The organism is Panacagrimonas perspica (assembly GCF_004364935.1).
Lineage (GTDB): Bacteria > Pseudomonadota > Gammaproteobacteria > Nevskiales > Nevskiaceae > Panacagrimonas > Panacagrimonas perspica.
Window position 1 is genome coordinate 205,373 of sequence record NZ_SOBT01000012.1, and the last position, 16,172, is coordinate 221,544.

Here is a 16,172-nt window from a genome sequence, read left to right on the forward strand (position 1 = left end):
CCTTTCCCGCCTCCGTTCCACCTCGCGCTTCATGCTCGTCCATCCGAACTTCGATCCCGTCGCGTTGAGCCTAGGGCCGGTCCATATCCACTGGTACGGCCTGATGTACCTGATCGGGTTCTACGGCTGCTGGTTCCTGGCGATTCGGCGCGGCAAGTCGGCGCACATGCCGTTCTCGGCCCCGGCCGTGTCGGACCTGCTGTTCTTCACGGCGCTGGGGGTGATCCTGGGTGGGCGCATCGGCTACACGCTGTTCTACAACCTGCCGACGTTCCTGAAGGACCCCGTCGAGATCTTCCGGATCTGGAAGGGCGGAATGTCCTTCCACGGCGGCCTGCTGGGCGTCATCGCGGCGGTCTGGCTGTTTGCCCGCACGCGCAAGCTGACCTTCTTCTACGTGATGGATTTCGTGGCTCTGGTCGTGCCCTTCGGCCTGCTGACCGGCCGCATCGGCAACTTCATCAACGCCGAACTCTGGGGCAAGGCCAGCAGCCTGCCCTGGGCGATGGTCTTCCCGACCGACCCGGACCGCCTGCCGCGCCATCCCAGCATGCTCTACGAGGCCTTCCTCGAAGGCTTCGTGATGCTGGTGATCCTGTGGTGGTTCTCGTCCAGGCCGCGCCCGCCCGCCTCGGTCTGCGGCCTGTTCCTGATCCTGTACGGCACGTTCCGCTCGCTCATCGAATTCGTGCGGGTGCCGGATGCCCAGATCGGATACCTGGCCGGTGGATGGCTGACGATGGGGCAGGTCCTGTGCCTCCCGATGCTGCTCACCGGCACGTTCCTCATGGTCTGGGCCTACCGCAGACCGGCCCGCGCGTGATTGCCGCACTGCGGCATAGACCGCTAAACTCGCGTGCTTTTCAGGGGCTTGCCCAGCTTGGCGGGCCTATCATTTACTCAGAAAAATCAGCAGGAAAACCGTCATGGCCGTAGAACGCACGCTTTCCATCATCAAGCCCGACGCCGTCGGCAACAATGTCATCGGGCAGATCTACACGCGCTTCGAAGCCGCCGGCTTGAAGGTCGTCGCCGCGCGCATGGCGCATCTGACCGAGAAGGAAGCCGGTGGCTTCTACGAGGTGCACCGCGCCCGTCCGTTCTTCAAGGACCTCGTCGGCTTCATGATCAGCGGTCCGGTCATGATCCAGGTGCTCGAAGGCGAGAACGCCGTCGCCAAGCACCGCGACATCATGGGTGCCACCGATCCGAAGAAGGCCGCGCCGGGCACGATCCGCGCCGACTTCGCCGCGTCGATCGACGAGAACGCGGTGCATGGTTCCGACAGCGCCGAGAACGCCGCCGTCGAGATCAGCTACTTCTTCCGCGCCACGGAGCTGTGCCCTCGCACGCGCTGAGGCGCGCTCGAGGAATCATCGGGAATCGATAAGGACGTGGATCCGAAAGGGCCGACCGAAACGCCGAGCGACGTCCCCGAGGGGGCGAACGCCGTCGCGAGCGAAGCCCGGCCGGCAGCGGCAACCGCCGGCCGTTTCAGGAACCTGTTCGGCATGGATCGCGAGCGCCTGCGGGCGGAGTTCGCGTCGATCGGCGAGAAGCCGTTCCGCGCCGATCAGATCATGCAGTGGATCTACCGCCGCGGAGTCGACGACTTCGGTGGCATGACCAACATCTCCAAGGACCTGCGTGCGCGGCTCGAATCGAGCTTCGTCGTGCGTCCGCCGGAGCTGCTCACCGAGCAGAAGTCGATCGACGGCACCCGCAAGTGGGTGCTCAAGGTCGGCGGGGGTCAGGCGATCGAGACCGTGTTCATTCCTGAAAAGGACCGCGGGACGCTGTGCATCTCGTCCCAGGTCGGCTGCGCGATGGATTGCGCCTTCTGCTCCACCGCGCAGCAGGGCCTGAATCGCAACCTGGATACCGCGGAGATCGTGGCGCAGGTGTGGTTCGCGGCCAAGGCGCTCGGCGGCGATTTCCAGAACGAGCGTGTCATCTCGAACGTCGTCTTCATGGGCATGGGCGAGCCGCTGGCCAACTACAACGCGGTGCTGCCCGCGGTGAAGATCCTGCAGGACGACTTCGGCTTCGGACTCTCCAAGCGCCGCGTCACGGTTTCGACGTCGGGCCTCGTGCCTTTCATCGATCGCCTGCGCGAGGACGTCGATACGGCGCTGGCGGTATCGCTGCACGCGCCGAACGACGATCTGCGCAACGTGCTGGTGCCGATCAACAAGAAGTATCCCGTTGCCGAACTGATGGACGCCTGCCGACGCTACACCGCGCAGCGCGACCACAAGATGCACATCGTCTACGAGTACGTGATGCTCGATGGCGTCAACGACTCGCCGGCGCTGGCGCGTGACCTCGCCAAGCTGCTCAACGGCATGCCGGCCAAGGTCAACCTGATTCCGTTCAATCCGTTTCCGGAGACGCGCTTCAAGCGCAGCCGTCCGGAGGCGATCGAGGCCTTCGCCAACATCCTGCGCGCCAAGAACATCATCGCCACGACGCGCAAGACGCGTGGCGACGACATCGACGCCGCATGCGGCCAGCTTGTGGGCAAGGTGCTGAACAAGCAGAAACGCCGCCTGGGCGACATTCCGGTGAGGGCAGGCTGATGGCCGCACGCGTCGCTCGCCTTGCTCCGATCCCCACGCATGAAGCCGCGTGGGGCCCCTCGTCGGAAGCTCGCGCCGGGTCCTGCGGCCAGCTCGTGGGCAAGGTGCTCAACAAGCAGAAGCGCCGCCTCGGCGACATCCCGGTGAGGGCAGCGTGATGCGCAACACGCTGGTCGCGCTCGCGCTCGTGATGTCGGCGGGTTGCGTTACGGTGAATTCGACCGGCGGGACGATCAAGAAGGAAGCGCCTGCGCCACGTGCCGCACCGGACATGCGCGAGGCCGCCCGTGTGAACACGGATCTGGGCGTGACCTACGCCCGCGACGGCAACTATGACGTGGCGCTCGACAAGTTCTCGCGTGCCATCGGACAGGACGCCAACTACGCTCCGGCGCATTCCGGCATCGCGTTCGTCTACGCGCAGCGCCACGACAACGAGAAAGCCCAGGTGCATTACGAGCGCGCGTTGCAGCTTCAGTCGGACGATCCGATGACGCGCAACAACTACGGCGCCTTCCTGTGCTCGATCAAGCGCTACAAGGAAGCCGAGAAGCAGATGCTGCAGGCGGCGAAGTCGATCACGTATCGCGAGCCCGAGCGGGCCTACGCGAATCTCGGCGCCTGTGCGCAGCGCATTCCCGATCTGAACAAGGCGGAAGGGTATTACCGCGAGGCACTCGCGCGCCGTCCGGACCTTCCCGATGCGCTGCAGCAGATGGCCTCGATCCTGCTTGAGAAGAGGGACTACGCGCGTGCGCGCGTATTCCTGCAACGCTACGAGAAAGTCGGCGAAGCCACGGCCGCGACGCTGTGGATGGGCGCCAGAATCGAATACGCGCTGGGAGACAAGGGTGCGGCGGCGGCTTACCAGCGCCGGCTGCGCATCGAATTTCCCGATTCCGAAGAAAGTCTGAGCACGTTGAGTCCGTCCGCCTCATGAATGCCGAACACGTCACTCCAGATCCCGCCGTTCACGGCAGCCCGGGCGCGACGATCCGCGCCGCCCGCATCCGCGCAGGCCTGTCGATCGAGGAGCTGGCTTCGGGCACGCGCCTGACCAAACAGACGCTCGAGTCGATGGAGAGCGATGCGTTCGACCAGTTGCTCGAACCGGTCTACGTGCGCGGCTATTTCCGCAAGTGCGCGCGCATCCTCGAGATCCCGGAGCAGCCGCTGATCGACGCTTACGATCGGCTGTACACACCGCCCCCGAAGGTCCCGCCGCAGCGTCTGCGCCTGGCCTCGGGTGGCGACCTGGGTTCCTCGCCGCGCGTATCGTCGCGCCTGCCGATCTTCGCGCCGCTCGCCGCGATCGTGATCATCTCGGTGCTCTGGATGGTGCGTCAGGCCTCGACGCCCACGACGGCCCCGGCGACGGTTCAGATGATCGAACCCGGCACCGATGCAGAGACCGGCGCGATCAGCGATCCGACGATTCTCGATCCGCCGCTGCCGCCCGATACGGCCGTGCCGAGCATGTCGACGAATGCCGCTGCGCCGCCGTCGGATCCCGCGGCTACTGCGGCTCCCGCCGATCCGGCCGCCGCCGGCACTGCTCCGGCCGTCGCCACGATTGAGCCGGTCGCACCCGCGCCTGCGGCGGCACCCACCCCGGTGGGCACGCAGCTGGTGCTCGAGTTCGACGCGATTTCCTGGGCCAGGGTCGAGGACGCGAGCGGCAAATCGCTGCTGTCGGGCGTGATCTCCGCGGGCGAAAAGCAGACGCTCGACGGCAAGCCGCCGTACTCGCTGTTCCTGGGCAACGCGCCCGGCGTGAGAGTCACGTTCGGCGGCCAGCCGATCGATCTCAAGGCCTACGTGAAGAGCAATTCCACGGCGCGATTCTCGATTCCCGCCGCTGGCGCGAACTGAAGCAGACCGACGCGATGGCGATGAAAGCCCACCATGTGATCGAGCGGCGCAAGTCGCGCCAGATCAAGGTCGGGCGCGTGCTGGTGGGTGGCGATGCGCCGATCTCGGTGCAGACGATGACCAACACCGACACCGAGAACGTCGAGGCGACCGTCGCGCAGATCCGCGCGGCGATGAAGGCCGGCGCCGACATGGTGCGTGTCTCGGTGCCGACGATCGCGGCGGCCGAAGCCTTCGGCAAGATCAAGAAGGAAGTCGGCTACGTGCCGCTGATCGCGGACATCCACTTCAACTACAAGTGCGCCCTCAAGGCCGCCGAGATGGGCGCGGACTGTCTGCGCATCAACCCGGGCAACATCGGCAGCGATCGCAAGATCGCGGAAGTCATCGCCTGCGCGCGCCATCACGGCGTGCCGATCCGGATCGGCGTCAACGCCGGTTCGCTGGAAGGCGACCTGCAGGAAAAGTACGGCGAGCCCACGCCGGACGCGCTCGTCGAGTCCGCGCTGCGGCATGTCGAGATCCTGAAGCGCCACAACTTCGAGGACTTCAAGGTATCGCTGAAGGCCAGCGAGGTCTTCATGACCGTCCACGCCTATCGCAAGCTGGCCAAGCTCATCGACCAGCCGCTGCATCTGGGTATCACCGAGGCGGGCGGCCTGCGCGCCGGCGCCGTGAAGTCGTCGATCGGTCTCGGGATGATCCTGGCCGATGGCATCGGCGACACCATCCGCGTCTCGCTCGCCGCCGATCCGGTCGAGGAAGTGAAGGTCGGCTGGGACATCCTCAAGTCGCTGCACCTGCGCTCGCGCGGCATCAACCTCGTGGCCTGCCCGAGCTGCTCGCGGCAGAACTTCGACGTGATCAAGGTCGTCAACGAACTCGAATCGCGCTTCGAAGGCATCGAGGAGCCGATCAACCTCGCGGTCATCGGCTGCGTCGTCAACGGTCCCGGCGAATCGCGCGAAGCTGCCATCGGCGTGGCCGGCGGTTATCCGAATTCGATCTACGTGGACGGCCAGATCGCGCACAAGGCACACAACGACCAGCTGGTCGACGTGCTCGAGAAACTCGTGCGCGAACGACTCGCGAAAACAGCGGAAGCCAAGGCGTGAAGATCCAGAGCATCCGCGGTTTCAACGATGTGCTGCCCGCCGACTCGGCGCTTTGGCAGTACCTGTTCGACACGGCGCGCAGCCTGTTCGAGGCCTACGCCTATCGCGAAGTACGCATCCCGGTGGTCGAGTCCACTGCGCTGTTCAAGCGCGCGGTCGGCGAAGTCACCGACGTCGTCGAAAAGGAGATGTACGCGTTCGAGGACCGCGGCGGCGAGCACGTCGCGCTGCGTCCGGAGTTCACGGCGGGCCTGGTGCGCGCTGGCATCGAGCACGGGCTGTTCCACAATCAGCAGCAGCGCCTGTGGTGCGCCGGCCCGGTGTTCCGCTACGAGCGGCCGCAGGCCGGACGCTATCGGCAGTTCCACCAGCTCGACGTCGAGGCCTACGGCATTCCGGGCCCGGACGTCGACGTCGAAATGATCGCGATGACCGCGCGGCTGTGGAAAGCGCTCGGCTTCCAGAACCTGCGGCTGGAACTCAATTCGCTCGGCGGACCGGATACACGCAGCCGCTATCGCGCGGCGCTGATCGAATTCCTGCAGCAGCACGAGTCCAGCCTGGACGAGGACTCGAAGAAGCGCCTGCTGACCAATCCGCTGCGCGTGCTCGACTCCAAGGTGCCGACCACGCAGGCCATCGTCAAAGATGCGCCAAGCATCCTGGATTTCCTCGATCCGGAATCGGCCGCCCACCTCGACGGGCTGCGCCAGGGCCTGACGGACCTGGGCATCGAGCACCACGTGAACCCGCGGCTGGTTCGTGGTCTCGATTACTACACCAAGGGCGTGTTCGAGTGGATCACCACCGAACTGGGCGCGCAGGGCACGATCTGCGCGGGCGGCCGTTATGACGGCCTCGTCGAGCAGCTCGGCGGCTCGCCGACGCCGGCGGTGGGTTGGGCGGCTGGTGTCGAGCGGCTGATCCTGCTGCTGCAGAAGGCCCAGACCGCCGCATTGCCCGCCGAGGCTGATGTCTACATCTGCCGTTTCGGCGCCCAGGGCGAGCGTCTGGGGCTGGCCGTGGCCGAACAGGTGCGCGATCTTCTGGGCCCCAAGGCCCGGGTCGCGCTCAACGCCGGCGGCGGAAAACCGGCTGCCCAGTTCAAGCGCGCAGACAAGTCCGGGGCCCGTGTGGCGCTGGTCATCGGCGATGACGAAGCGGCGGCAGGCGTCGTTCAAGTAAAATTCCTCAGAGAAGATCGCCCGCAGGCGACCGTGACCCGTTCGGAGCTGGCTTCAGCGCTGTCGGGTCTTTTCCCCTCCAAACACGCATAGAGAACGACAAGGCCTGATCGTGGCAACTCATCTGGATGACGAGGAAGACCTCGAAAAGCTCAAGACGTGGTGGAAGGACAACTGGGTCGGCCTGGTTGCCGGACTGGTGATCGGCTTCGGTGCGATCGGCGGCTGGGAGGGCTACAAGCACTGGCGCGACGGCCGTGCCGAAGCGGCCTCGCAGATGTTCGAGGAGCTCAAGAAGAACCTCGAGGCTTCCAAGACCGAGGACGCCGACAAGATCGTCGCCACGCTCAAGGCCGACTTCTCGCACACGCCGTATGCGGCCGCAGCGGCACTGACCGCGGCGCAGCGCGAAGTCCAGGCGGCGAAATACGACGAAGCCTCGGCGAATCTGGCCTGGGTGGTCGAGCATTCTTCCGACGATGGCCTGGTGCAGGTCGCGCGCCTGCGGCATGCGCGCGTACTGCTCGCCCAGGGCAAGCCGGACGATGCGATGAAGGCGCTCGGCGACGAGGCCGGCAGCTTCTCCAGCCTGGCCGAGGAACTGCGCGGCGACATCCAGCTCGCCAAGGGCGATCGCAAGGCGGCCCGCAGCGCGTACGAGAAGGCGCTGGCGGCGGCCGAGAGCGGTGCCACGAACAAAACTTTGCTGCAGCAGAAACTGGATGACCTCGCCGAGGTCAACCCCTCATGAAGACCTCCCCGATGACCCGAAACCTGGCCTTGGCGGCAATTGCCCTGCTGCTTGCGGCCTGCGGCGGCAAGAGCACGGTGCGCGAGCCGACCCCGCTGACGGAGATCAAGAATCCCCAGATCAAGCCGGTCTCGGTCTGGAGCGCTCATGCCGGAGACGGCAGCGGCGGCCGCGTTTCGGGCCTGCGCCTGAACCTGCAGCCGGACGCGCTCTACACCGCGGACGTCAGCGGCGGCGTGTACGCCTACTCGCGCGACAAGGGCAAGCTGCTGTGGAAGACGCAGACGGGTGCGCGCGTGATCTCCGGCCCCAGCGTCTCGGGTGACCAGATCACCGTCGGCACGCTGGACGCCGAAGTCATCGCGCTCAAGCGCGCGGACGGCACCGAGATGTGGCGCAGCAAGACGTCGAGCGAAGTGATCGGTTCGCCGGCGGGTGAGGGTGACCTGGTCATTGCGCGCAGCGTGGACGGACGCGTGCACGGGCTGAGCGCCGCTGCGGGCGAGCGCCTGTGGACGTTCGATCGCGACGTACCCAACCTCGTGCTGCGCGGCAGCTCGGCGCCGCTGCTGATCGGCGATCGCGCCTACATCGGCATGGACAACGGCCGCGTGGCCAGCCTGCGGATGAACGACGGGCAGCCGGTCTGGGAGCAGGCCGTCAGCGTGCCCAGCGGCCGTACCGAACTCGAACGCCTCACGGACGTCGACGCCGATCTGCTCGACGGCCCCGATTGCATCATCGCGGCCAGCTTCGGCGGTGAAATCGCCTGCCTGGAAGCCGAGTCCGGCGAGGCGCTGTGGCGCCGTTCCATCCGCAGCTATACCGGCATGGCCGCGTCCGAGGACCGCCTGTTCGTCACCGACGACGTCGGCACGGTCTGGGGCCTGGACCTGCGCACCGGCGCTGCCGCGTGGAAGCAGGAAGGCCTGGCCTATCGGCGTCTGTCGGCACCGGCCTACTTCGGCGGCTACGTGGTGGTGGGTGATCTCGAGGGTTACCTGCACTGGCTGGATCCGTCGACCGGTGCGTTCGTTGCGCGCGTGAAGGTCGGTTCCGATCCGATCGTCCAGGCCCCGGTCTCCGGCGACGACAAGCTCTACGTGATGAACACGATGGGTCGAATCGCGGCCATCGAGTCGCGCAAGCCCAAGCACTAGCGAAACATGCCCATCCCGAGCGAGCCACCCGTCATCGCGGTGCCGCTTCGGGATGCGGCAATGAACCCCGGTCGCGCATGCGTACGCATCGCGCGACTCTTCCGTTGCACCCAGTAGGCATCGAATCATGCAAGGCGGCCTCCCAGTCTTCGTCCTCGTGGGGCGGCCCAACGTCGGCAAATCCACGCTGTTCAACCGCCTCACCGGGACGCGCGATGCGCTGGTGGCGGACTTCCCCGGCCTGACCCGTGACCGGCAGTACGGTTTCGGCATCTTCGCGGACCGTCGCTTCGTGGTCGTCGACACCGGCGGGCTGATGCCCGAGTCGGCCGACCCGCTGGCCGCGCTCGCCGAGGACCAGGCGCAGGTCGCGCTGGAAGATGCCGACCAGATCTTCTTCCTGACCGATGTGCATTCGGGCCGGCACGGCTCCGATGCCGAGATCGCCAAGCTGCTGCGCAAGACCGGCAAGCCGATCCACCTGCTGGTGAACAAGGCCGAGGGACTCAACAAGTCCGAGGCAGCCGGTGATTTCTACGCGCTCGGACTCGGCGAGCCGCGCGCGATCTCCGCGCAGCACGGCGACGGCGTCGCCGCGCTGATGAACAGCCTGCTCGAGCACCTGCCGCCCAACCTCGAGCCCTCGCTGGACGACAACGAGGTCCGGGTGTGCGTGGTCGGCCGACCCAACGTCGGCAAGTCCACCTTGGTCAATCGCCTGATCGGCGAAGAGCGCGTCGTGGCGGCCGACCAGCCGGGCACCACGCGCGACGCCATCCGCGTGCCGTTCGAATACGAGGGCCGTCCGTTCGTGCTGATCGACACCGCCGGCGTACGCCGTCGCGGCAAGATCGAAGAGGCCATCGAGAAGTTTTCCGTCATCAAGACGCTGCAGGCCGTCGAACAGGCGCACGTCGTGATCGTCGTCGTCGATGCGCAGCACGACATCGGCGAGCAGGACGCGCGACTGATGGGCCTGGTCGCCGAACGCGGCCGCGCGATGGTGCTGGCGGTGAACAAGTGGGATCACCTGAAGGGAGACCAGCGCGAGCAGGTGCGCTACCAGGTGACGTTGAAGATGCCGTACCTGGATTACGTGCCGACGCATTACATCGCGGCCAAGCACGGTTCGGGTCTGGGCGAACTGATGATCGACGTGCAGCGCGCCTTCGAGGGTGCGGTCATTGAGATGCCGACGCCGGAACTCACGCGCATCCTCGAGCGTTCGGTGGAGGCGCATAGCCCGCCCGCCGTGCTCGGACGGCGCATCAAGCTGCGCTATGCGCACCAGGCGGGCCGCAATCCGCCGAAGATCCTGATCCACGGCAACCAGACCGAGAAGCTGCCGGTCGCGTACCGCCGCTACCTGATCAACGAATTCCGCGCGGCGTTCAAGCTGAAAGGCGTGCCGTTGCAGGTGTCGTTCAAGACCGGCGACAACCCGTTCAAGGACAAGAAGAACCAGCTCACGCCGCGGCAGATCAAGAAGAAGCAGCGCACGGTGGATCGCTGGCGCTGAGCGGCGTAGCCCGGGTGAAACCCGGGGGTTTTCTTCGAATACTGAGCGCAACCCCGGGTTTTACCCGGGCTACGAATCAATCGATATCAATCGATGTACAGCGAGCTCACCGACTCTTCGGCGCTGACACGGCGGATCGTCTCGGCCAGCAGTCCGCCGATCGAGAGCTGACGGATCTTCGGGCAGGCGGCGGCGGCCGGCGACAGCGGAATCGTGTCGGTGACCACGAGTTGGTCGAGGCGCGAATTCATGATGTTGCTCACCGCAGGGCCCGAGAGCACCGGGTGCGTGACATAGGCGACGACCTTGATCGCGCCTGCGTCTTTCAACGCGCCGGCTGCCTGGCCGAGCGTGCCCGCCGTGTCGACGAGGTCGTCCACCAGCACGCAGGTCTTGCCGCGCACGTCGCCGATGATATTCATCACCTTGGCTTCATTGGGACGCGGACGGCGCTTGTCGATGATGGCGAGATCGGCATCGTCGAGGCGCTTGGCCACCGCGCGCGCGCGCACCACGCCACCGACGTCGGGGCTGACGACGATCAGGTTCTCGTACGTCTGGCGCCAGATGTCGCCGAGCAGCACGGGGCTGGCGTAGACGTTGTCCACGGGGATATCGAAGAAGCCCTGGATCTGATCGGCGTGCAGGTCGACCGTGAGCACACGATCGGCGCCGCACTCGCCGATCATGTCGGCGCAGACCTTCGCGCTGATCGGCACGCGCGCGCTGCGCGGGCGGCGATCCTGGCGCGCATAGCCGAAGTAGGGCACGACCGCCGTGATGCGCTGAGCGCTCGCGCGCTTGAGCGCGTCGAGCATCATGATCAGCTCCATGAAGTTGTCGTTGGTCGGCGCGCAGGTCGGCTGGATCACGAACACGTCCTTGCCGCGGACGTTCTCGAGGATCTCGATCTGCACCTCGCCGTCGGAGAACCGGCCGAGCATGGCCTTGCCCAGCGAGACCTTCATGTAGTTGGCGATTTCCTGCGCCAGCTGGGGATTGGCGTTGCCTGTGAACAGCATCAGGGAAGATTCAGCCATGGCGAGTTCTTTTACGGGGCCGACAGGCCACGGTTGAAAGTGATGATGGGGGTGGCTGGGGAGCCAGGATTCGAACCTGGGAATGACGGGATCAAAACCCGCTGCCTTACCACTTGGCTACTCCCCACCAGGAAAGCACGCAAATTATAGCGGTCGCGATCGCATTCTTTAGCCGGCACGCAGTCGCGCGAGCGGCGATTCGTTCAATCCACGCGCGATGAAGCTGCTCCAGCCCTTCGGCATCGCCGAACGCGCCATCAGCGCCTCCGGGCGCGATGCGAACGCCGCGAACACCGAACTGCCGGTACCCGACATGCGCGGCGGCGCAAAGCGGCCCAGTGCCCGCAGCGCCTCGTCGACCAGCGGATAGCGCTGACGCGTCACCGGCTCGCAATCGTTGCGCGTCACCGAACCTGCGCGGAACTGGCGCGAGGTGATGCGCGGCGTGTCGCGCCGCAGTTCGGGCGCCTCGAAGATCTCGCGGGTGCTGATCGCCAGCGGCGGCGTCACGACCAGGTACCAGGGCTCGGGCAATTCCAGCGAGCTCAGGCGCTCGCCGACACCTTCCGCGAAGCTGGCCTGGCCGTGGATGAAGACTGGCACGTCGGCGCCGAGCTTCAGGCCCAGCGCTGCCAGTTCGTCGCGCGTGAAGCCCAGATTCCACAACCTGTTGAGCGCGACCAGCGTCGTCGCCGCATTGCTCGAACCGCCGCCCAGGCCGCCGCCGATCGGCAAGCGCTTGCCGACGCGGATGTCGGCGCCCAGGCCGCAGCCGCTGGCCTGGCTCAGCAGGCGCGCCGCGCGAACGGCGAGGTCCTGATCCGGCTCGACGCCTTCGATCGCGTTCTCGCGCTGGCACACGCCATCGCCGCGCGGGCGGAAGAACAGCGTGTCGCCGTGGTCCAGAAACTGGAACACCGTCTGCAGCTCGTGCATCCCATCGGCGCGACGGCCGATGACGTGCAGGAACAGGTTGATCTTGGCCGGTGCGGGCCAGGGAAATTCTGCGGTCAACGGAACGTCGGAAATGAGGCGGGGCATCTGCGAAATGCGAAGAAAGGATCGGGTGTCGAAGGACGAAGCAGATCAGGGTGCAGGGTTCATCAACGGCGGCAACTGGCTCCACTGGTCGGCCAGCACCAGCACGCGCGTATCGCCGTTGCGCGCCTCGATGCGGCGCGGCAGGTCAAGCGAATCGGCCACACGATACTCGACGTAGTCCAGCTCCCATCCGTTCTGGACGATCCGCAGCGCGCGGCCGCTGGCGGGGTCGATCAGCACGTCGCTGTGCGATTCCGGCGCCGGCAGGCCCAGCGCCCACCAGCGTAGCCCACTGACGGGCAGGCGCACGCCGAGCGCTTTCTCGAGCCAGGCTTCCGGGTCGGTCGTGACCGTCGTCGCATCGTCGCCGGTGCGCACGCGCACCTCCTGCGTGTCGCCTGCGAGTTCCGCTGCGCGCGCACCGAAAGGTCCGGCCACGCGCATCTCGAAACGCCCGGCCGGATGCTGTTTCCAGCGCAGGTCGGCCTTGAAGCCGAGCGCGCCGCTGGCGACGCGGCCCTGCAGCACGAAACGATCGATTGGCGAGAGCAGCGCGATGCGCTGCTGCCAGGCGGCCGACTGCGCGACATCGGCCGGCGTGCCTTCGGTCTTGGGCCGCAGCAGGGCGCAGCCGGACAAGGCCGCGATCAGCGCGGCGATCAGGATCAGCCGCATCTCAGCGCGTCAGCCGCTCGACGGTGTCGAGCAGCACACGATGTCCTGGATCGCGCGTCAGCGCCTTGTCCCAGACGGCGTGCGCCTGTTCGCGCTGGCCAAGGGCCCACAGCACTTCGCCCAGGTGCGCGGAGATCTCGGGATCCGCAGCCTTGGCCAGCGCCTTCTCCAGGTATCCGCGCGACTCCTCGAGCTGGCCCAGCTTGTAGAGGACCCAGCCCATGCTGTCGATGACGGCCGGATCATCAGGCGAGCGCTGCAGCGCGGCCGCGATCAGCTTTCGTGCTTCCTCGAAGCGATCGGTGTTGACGGCGAGCATGTAGCCGAGCGCATTCATCGCGCGCGCGTCCTCCTGGTTGGTCGCCAGGATGCTGCGAAGGTCGGCTTCGGCCTGCGGGAACTTGCCCATCTTCTCGTGCACCAGCGAGCGGCCGTAGAGCAGCCCGGTGTCGTTCGGATTGGACTTGAGCGCCTCGTCGTAGACCGCCAGCGCGTCGGCGTTGAGGCCGGCATCCATCAGCATCTCCGCCTCGGCCAAGGTCAGGCGCGGACCCAGGGGCGGGAACTGGCGGCGCAACTGGTCGAGCAGCTCGCGCCCTTCGGCGACCTTGCCCATGTGCGTCATGACGGCCGCCTGCCGCACCGCGGCCTCGATGGCCTGACCGCCCGAGTTCACGCGGCGGTAGAGTTCCAGCGCCTTCTCGTACTGCTTGCGCGATTCGGCGACCCGGCCCAGCTGGTAGGCGGCGTCGCCACCGCGCTCGGCGTCGGCCAGCAGCGGGGTGAACATGCTTTCGGCCTGCTCCAGATCGCCGTCGGTGAACGCCATTACACCGAGCGCGTAGCGGGCGTCCTGGTTCTTGGGATCCTGCTTGAGCGTCTCGCGAAGCTGGCCGCGTGCCGCTTCGCGGTGCGAGGAATCGAGCAGCAGGCGCGCATACGTCATGCGCACCTCGGACTTCTCCTCGCCCTTGGCCTGCTTGACCAGCTTGGCGACCAGGGTGTCGGCTTCCTTCAGCTCGTCCTTGCGGACCAGCACGCCGATCAGCAGCAAGGTGTCGTCGCGCGATTCCGGATCCAGACGCAGGGCTTCGCGAGCCGACTTCTCGGCGAGTTCGAACTGCTCGAAGCGCAACGCCACCAGCGAGCGGGCGTAGTGGGCGCCGGCGAGCTTCGGATACTCGCCGACCAGGCGGTCGAGGACGCCCAGCGCCCGCGGCCCGGCTTCCGGCTCCATCGACAGCAGCAGGGCGACGTGGCGGAAGCCCTCCGCTGGTCCGCCGGCGTGCCCGCGAATCATCTCCAGGCTCTGCGCGTAGACCTCGTCGAGATCGTCGTCGCGCAAGGCCAGGCGCGACAGCACCTCGCGCGCATCCATGCTGTTGGGTTCGAGTTCCAGCCAGCGCCGCGCGGCGGCGCGTGCGGTCTCGGCGTCGCCGGCGCTGAGTGCCAGCTGCGTCGCCCGACCGGCCAGCGCCGCGTCGGGGGCCAGTTCCAGCGCCTTGAGGAAGGCCTGCGCCGCGATGCCAGGCTGTCCGCGGCCGGCCGCCAGTTCGCCGGCCATGATGTTGAACTGCACCTGTGTTTCCTGCTCCCGCGTCAGCTTGGGCGCGTCCGCTTCCTCGGCAGCGCCGGCAGCCGGTGCAGCGACCGGCGATGCCGCGAACGAAGCCGGGGACAGCACCAGGCACAGGGCCAGCGGCAGGGAAATTGCAAAGCGAAAGGGCACGGGGAGAGCCTGTACGGGGACTGGCTAGTGACCGACGTATGGTAACGCGGTTCCATCGGGCGACCCGCGAATCGAGCGCATTTCGGCGCGTTGCGGTTGAGGCAAGGCGGCTGGATCGCCGAAGATACCGATGTGCGGCGACCGCTCCGGGCGCCGCGTCAGGATAGCGATGGCCTTCATCACCTTGGGTCTCAGCCATCACAGCGCGCCTGTCGAGGCGCGTGAGCGACTGGCTTTCACGGATGCCGAACTGCCGGCCGCACTGTCGCGCCTGCGCGCGATGACCGGTGTCGACGAAGCCGCGATCCTGTCCACCTGCAACCGCACCGAGATTCTCGTGGTGTCGGAGCCCGAACTGGCGCCCGTCCTGATCGAATGGTGGCGGCGCGAGCTGAACGCCCCGGCCGGGCTGATCGAGCAGTTCGTCTACACCCACCGCGACCAGGGCGCCGTGCTGCACAGCCTGCGCGTGGCCTCGGGCCTCGATTCGATGGTCGTCGGCGAGCCGCAGATCCTGGGCCAGATGAAGGGCAGCTTCGCGCTGGCCACCGAGTCCCGCGCGCTGGGCCCGGTGCTGTCGCGCCTGTTCCAGCATGCGTTCGCGGTGGCCAAGGTCGTGCGCAGCCAGACCCAGGTCGGCGCGCATCCGGTGTCGGTGGCCTACGCCGCAGTGCAGATGGCGCGGCAGATCTTTTCGGACCTCGAGCAGCAGACGGCGCTGCTGGTCGGCGCCGGCGACACCATCCAGCTCATCGCGCGCCATCTGCGCGGGCAGGGCATCGGCCGCATCGTCGTGGCCAATCGCAGCCTCGAGCGGGCCGAGCGGCTCGCCCGCGAGGTGCAGGGTTACGCCATCGCGCTGTCCGACCTGAACGCCTACCTGGGCGACGCCGACCTCGTGATTTCCTCGACCGCGGCCCGCGAGCATGTGATCGGGCAGGCGGCGATGAAGCTGGCGCTGAAGAAGCGCCGCCGCAAGCCGGTCTTCATGATCGATCTCGCGGTGCCGCGCGACCTCGACCCGAAGATCGCCGATCTCGAGGACGTCTATCTCTACACGCTCGACGACCTGCGCAACGTCATCGCCGGCAACCTGCAGGCGCGCGCGGAAGCAGCCAAGCAGGCCGAAGTGCTGGTCGAGACCTACTCGCAGGATTTCACGCGCTGGCTCGAAAGCCGCGACGCCGGTCACGTGATCCGCCGCCTGCGCGAGCAGGCGCGAGCGCATCGCGACGACGTGATGGCCAAGGCGCGGCGCAAGCTGGCCTCCGGCGCCTCGGCGGAGGAAGTGCTCGGCTTCGTCGCCGACACGCTGAGCAACAAGCTGCTGCACGCACCCAGCCACCGGCTGCGCAGTGCGGACAGCGTCGAGCAGTCGATGCTCGTCAATGCGGCGCGCAAGCTGTTCGACCTGCCGGACGACGAGGCGTGAGCGGGCGCGGATTCCGAAGGCATTAGCTTTCGCGTAGCGTGCGCACCGCGCACGTTTTTCCCGGCCGTGCGTCCG

Annotated in this window: 16 protein-coding genes and 1 tRNA gene; 12 read left to right on the forward strand and 5 right to left on the reverse strand. The window is 66.9% G+C overall.

All coding sequences use genetic code 11. The features are described from left to right. The first annotated feature begins 31 nt into the window (after positions 1 to 31). From lgt to der, 11 genes are all read left to right on the forward strand, one after another. Positions 32 to 823 carry a prolipoprotein diacylglyceryl transferase gene (gene lgt, locus DFR24_RS22535; RefSeq protein ID WP_133883719.1) on the forward strand — a complete coding sequence of 264 codons (792 nt, stop codon included), beginning with the start codon at positions 32 to 34 and terminating at the stop codon, positions 821 to 823. A gap of 103 nt (positions 824 to 926) precedes the next feature. Then, a complete protein-coding gene (gene ndk, locus DFR24_RS22540; protein WP_133883720.1) occupies positions 927 to 1,358 on the forward strand; it encodes a nucleoside-diphosphate kinase in 432 nt (143 codons plus the stop codon). A gap of 153 nt (positions 1,359 to 1,511) precedes the next feature. After that, positions 1,512 to 2,579: a 23S rRNA (adenine(2503)-C(2))-methyltransferase RlmN gene (gene rlmN, locus DFR24_RS22545; RefSeq protein WP_133883861.1), complete on the forward strand. Its 1,068-nt coding sequence runs from the start codon at positions 1,512 to 1,514 to the stop codon at positions 2,577 to 2,579. Continuing rightward, complete coding sequence (locus DFR24_RS24585) at positions 2,579 to 2,737, forward strand: hypothetical protein (protein WP_162851384.1); 159 nt, start codon at positions 2,579 to 2,581, stop codon at positions 2,735 to 2,737. Before rlmN ends, DFR24_RS24585 begins: the two co-directional genes overlap by 1 nt. Then, positions 2,737 to 3,519 carry a type IV pilus biogenesis/stability protein PilW gene (gene pilW, locus DFR24_RS22550; RefSeq protein ID WP_133883721.1) on the forward strand — a complete coding sequence of 261 codons (783 nt, stop codon included), beginning with the start codon at positions 2,737 to 2,739 and terminating at the stop codon, positions 3,517 to 3,519. The genes DFR24_RS24585 and pilW overlap by 1 nt, the downstream gene beginning before the upstream one ends. After that, positions 3,516 to 4,451: a RodZ domain-containing protein gene (locus DFR24_RS22555; protein WP_133883722.1), complete on the forward strand. Its 936-nt coding sequence runs from the start codon at positions 3,516 to 3,518 to the stop codon at positions 4,449 to 4,451. The genes pilW and DFR24_RS22555 overlap by 4 nt, the downstream gene beginning before the upstream one ends. A gap of 20 nt (positions 4,452 to 4,471) precedes the next feature. Beyond that, positions 4,472 to 5,566 carry a flavodoxin-dependent (E)-4-hydroxy-3-methylbut-2-enyl-diphosphate synthase gene (gene ispG, locus DFR24_RS22560; RefSeq protein ID WP_133883723.1) on the forward strand — a complete coding sequence of 365 codons (1,095 nt, stop codon included), beginning with the start codon at positions 4,472 to 4,474 and terminating at the stop codon, positions 5,564 to 5,566. After that, a complete protein-coding gene (gene hisS, locus DFR24_RS22565) occupies positions 5,563 to 6,843 on the forward strand; it encodes a histidine--tRNA ligase (protein WP_133883724.1) in 1,281 nt (426 codons plus the stop codon). The genes ispG and hisS overlap by 4 nt, the downstream gene beginning before the upstream one ends. A 19-nt stretch (positions 6,844 to 6,862) precedes the next feature. Further along, positions 6,863 to 7,501 (forward strand): YfgM family protein, encoded by a 639-nt coding sequence (locus tag DFR24_RS22570; RefSeq protein WP_133883725.1) that lies wholly within the window; start codon positions 6,863 to 6,865, stop codon positions 7,499 to 7,501. Further along, on the forward strand, positions 7,498 to 8,661 hold the full coding sequence (gene bamB, locus DFR24_RS22575) for an outer membrane protein assembly factor BamB (RefSeq protein ID WP_133883726.1): 1,164 nt from the start codon (positions 7,498 to 7,500) through the stop codon (positions 8,659 to 8,661). The genes DFR24_RS22570 and bamB overlap by 4 nt, the downstream gene beginning before the upstream one ends. Before the next feature lie 127 nt (positions 8,662 to 8,788). Then, positions 8,789 to 10,180: a ribosome biogenesis GTPase Der gene (gene der / locus DFR24_RS22580; RefSeq protein WP_133883727.1), complete on the forward strand. Its 1,392-nt coding sequence runs from the start codon at positions 8,789 to 8,791 to the stop codon at positions 10,178 to 10,180. Positions 10,181 to 10,266: 86 nt separating this feature from the next. Here the strand turns inward: der and DFR24_RS22585 are convergent, their stop codons facing one another. From DFR24_RS22585 to DFR24_RS22605, 5 genes are all read right to left on the reverse strand, one after another. Beyond that, a complete protein-coding gene (locus DFR24_RS22585) occupies positions 10,267 to 11,220 on the reverse strand; it encodes a ribose-phosphate diphosphokinase (RefSeq protein WP_133883728.1) in 954 nt (317 codons plus the stop codon). A 52-nt stretch (positions 11,221 to 11,272) separates the two neighbouring features. Further along, positions 11,273 to 11,347 (reverse strand) — tRNA-Gln (locus DFR24_RS22590). A gap of 41 nt (positions 11,348 to 11,388) precedes the next feature. Beyond that, positions 11,389 to 12,261, reverse strand: coding sequence for a 4-(cytidine 5'-diphospho)-2-C-methyl-D-erythritol kinase (gene ispE, locus DFR24_RS22595; RefSeq protein WP_133883729.1), 873 nt, complete (start codon positions 12,259 to 12,261; stop codon positions 11,389 to 11,391). Between the two features lie 45 nt (positions 12,262 to 12,306). Beyond that, positions 12,307 to 12,936, reverse strand: a complete 630-nt coding sequence (gene lolB, locus DFR24_RS22600; protein ID WP_133883730.1) for a lipoprotein insertase outer membrane protein LolB — start codon at positions 12,934 to 12,936, stop codon at positions 12,307 to 12,309. 1 nt (position 12,937) lies between these two features. Then, positions 12,938 to 14,665, reverse strand: a complete 1,728-nt coding sequence (locus DFR24_RS22605) for a tetratricopeptide repeat protein (protein ID WP_133883731.1) — start codon at positions 14,663 to 14,665, stop codon at positions 12,938 to 12,940. 169 nt (positions 14,666 to 14,834) lie between these two features. On the opposite strand from DFR24_RS22605, the gene hemA reads away from it, so the two are divergent. Further along, positions 14,835 to 16,097 carry a glutamyl-tRNA reductase gene (gene hemA, locus DFR24_RS22610; protein WP_133883732.1) on the forward strand — a complete coding sequence of 421 codons (1,263 nt, stop codon included), beginning with the start codon at positions 14,835 to 14,837 and terminating at the stop codon, positions 16,095 to 16,097. The last annotated feature ends 75 nt before the right edge of the window (positions 16,098 to 16,172 follow it).

What these genes read in the sequence shown, in the direction of transcription:
- der (WP_133883727.1), top strand. Translation starts at nt 8,789, where the DNA reads ATGCAAGGCGGCCTCCCAGTCTTCGTCCTCGTGGGGCGGCCCAACGTC.
- lgt (WP_133883719.1), top strand. Translation starts at nt 32, where the DNA reads ATGCTCGTCCATCCGAACTTCGATCCCGTCGCGTTGAGCCTAGGGCCG.
- DFR24_RS22585 (WP_133883728.1), bottom strand. Translation starts at nt 11,220, where the DNA reads ATGGCTGAATCTTCCCTGATGCTGTTCACAGGCAACGCCAATCCCCAG.
- hemA (WP_133883732.1), top strand. Translation starts at nt 14,835, where the DNA reads ATGGCCTTCATCACCTTGGGTCTCAGCCATCACAGCGCGCCTGTCGAG.
- rlmN (WP_133883861.1), top strand. Translation starts at nt 1,512, where the DNA reads ATGGATCGCGAGCGCCTGCGGGCGGAGTTCGCGTCGATCGGCGAGAAG.
- pilW (WP_133883721.1), top strand. Translation starts at nt 2,737, where the DNA reads ATGCGCAACACGCTGGTCGCGCTCGCGCTCGTGATGTCGGCGGGTTGC.
- ispE (WP_133883729.1), bottom strand. Translation starts at nt 12,261, where the DNA reads ATGCCCCGCCTCATTTCCGACGTTCCGTTGACCGCAGAATTTCCCTGG.
- ispG (WP_133883723.1), top strand. Translation starts at nt 4,472, where the DNA reads ATGAAAGCCCACCATGTGATCGAGCGGCGCAAGTCGCGCCAGATCAAG.
- lolB (WP_133883730.1), bottom strand. Translation starts at nt 12,936, where the DNA reads ATGCGGCTGATCCTGATCGCCGCGCTGATCGCGGCCTTGTCCGGCTGC.
- DFR24_RS24585 (WP_162851384.1), top strand. Translation starts at nt 2,579, where the DNA reads ATGGCCGCACGCGTCGCTCGCCTTGCTCCGATCCCCACGCATGAAGCC.
- DFR24_RS22555 (WP_133883722.1), top strand. Translation starts at nt 3,516, where the DNA reads ATGAATGCCGAACACGTCACTCCAGATCCCGCCGTTCACGGCAGCCCG.
- ndk (WP_133883720.1), top strand. Translation starts at nt 927, where the DNA reads ATGGCCGTAGAACGCACGCTTTCCATCATCAAGCCCGACGCCGTCGGC.
- bamB (WP_133883726.1), top strand. Translation starts at nt 7,498, where the DNA reads ATGAAGACCTCCCCGATGACCCGAAACCTGGCCTTGGCGGCAATTGCC.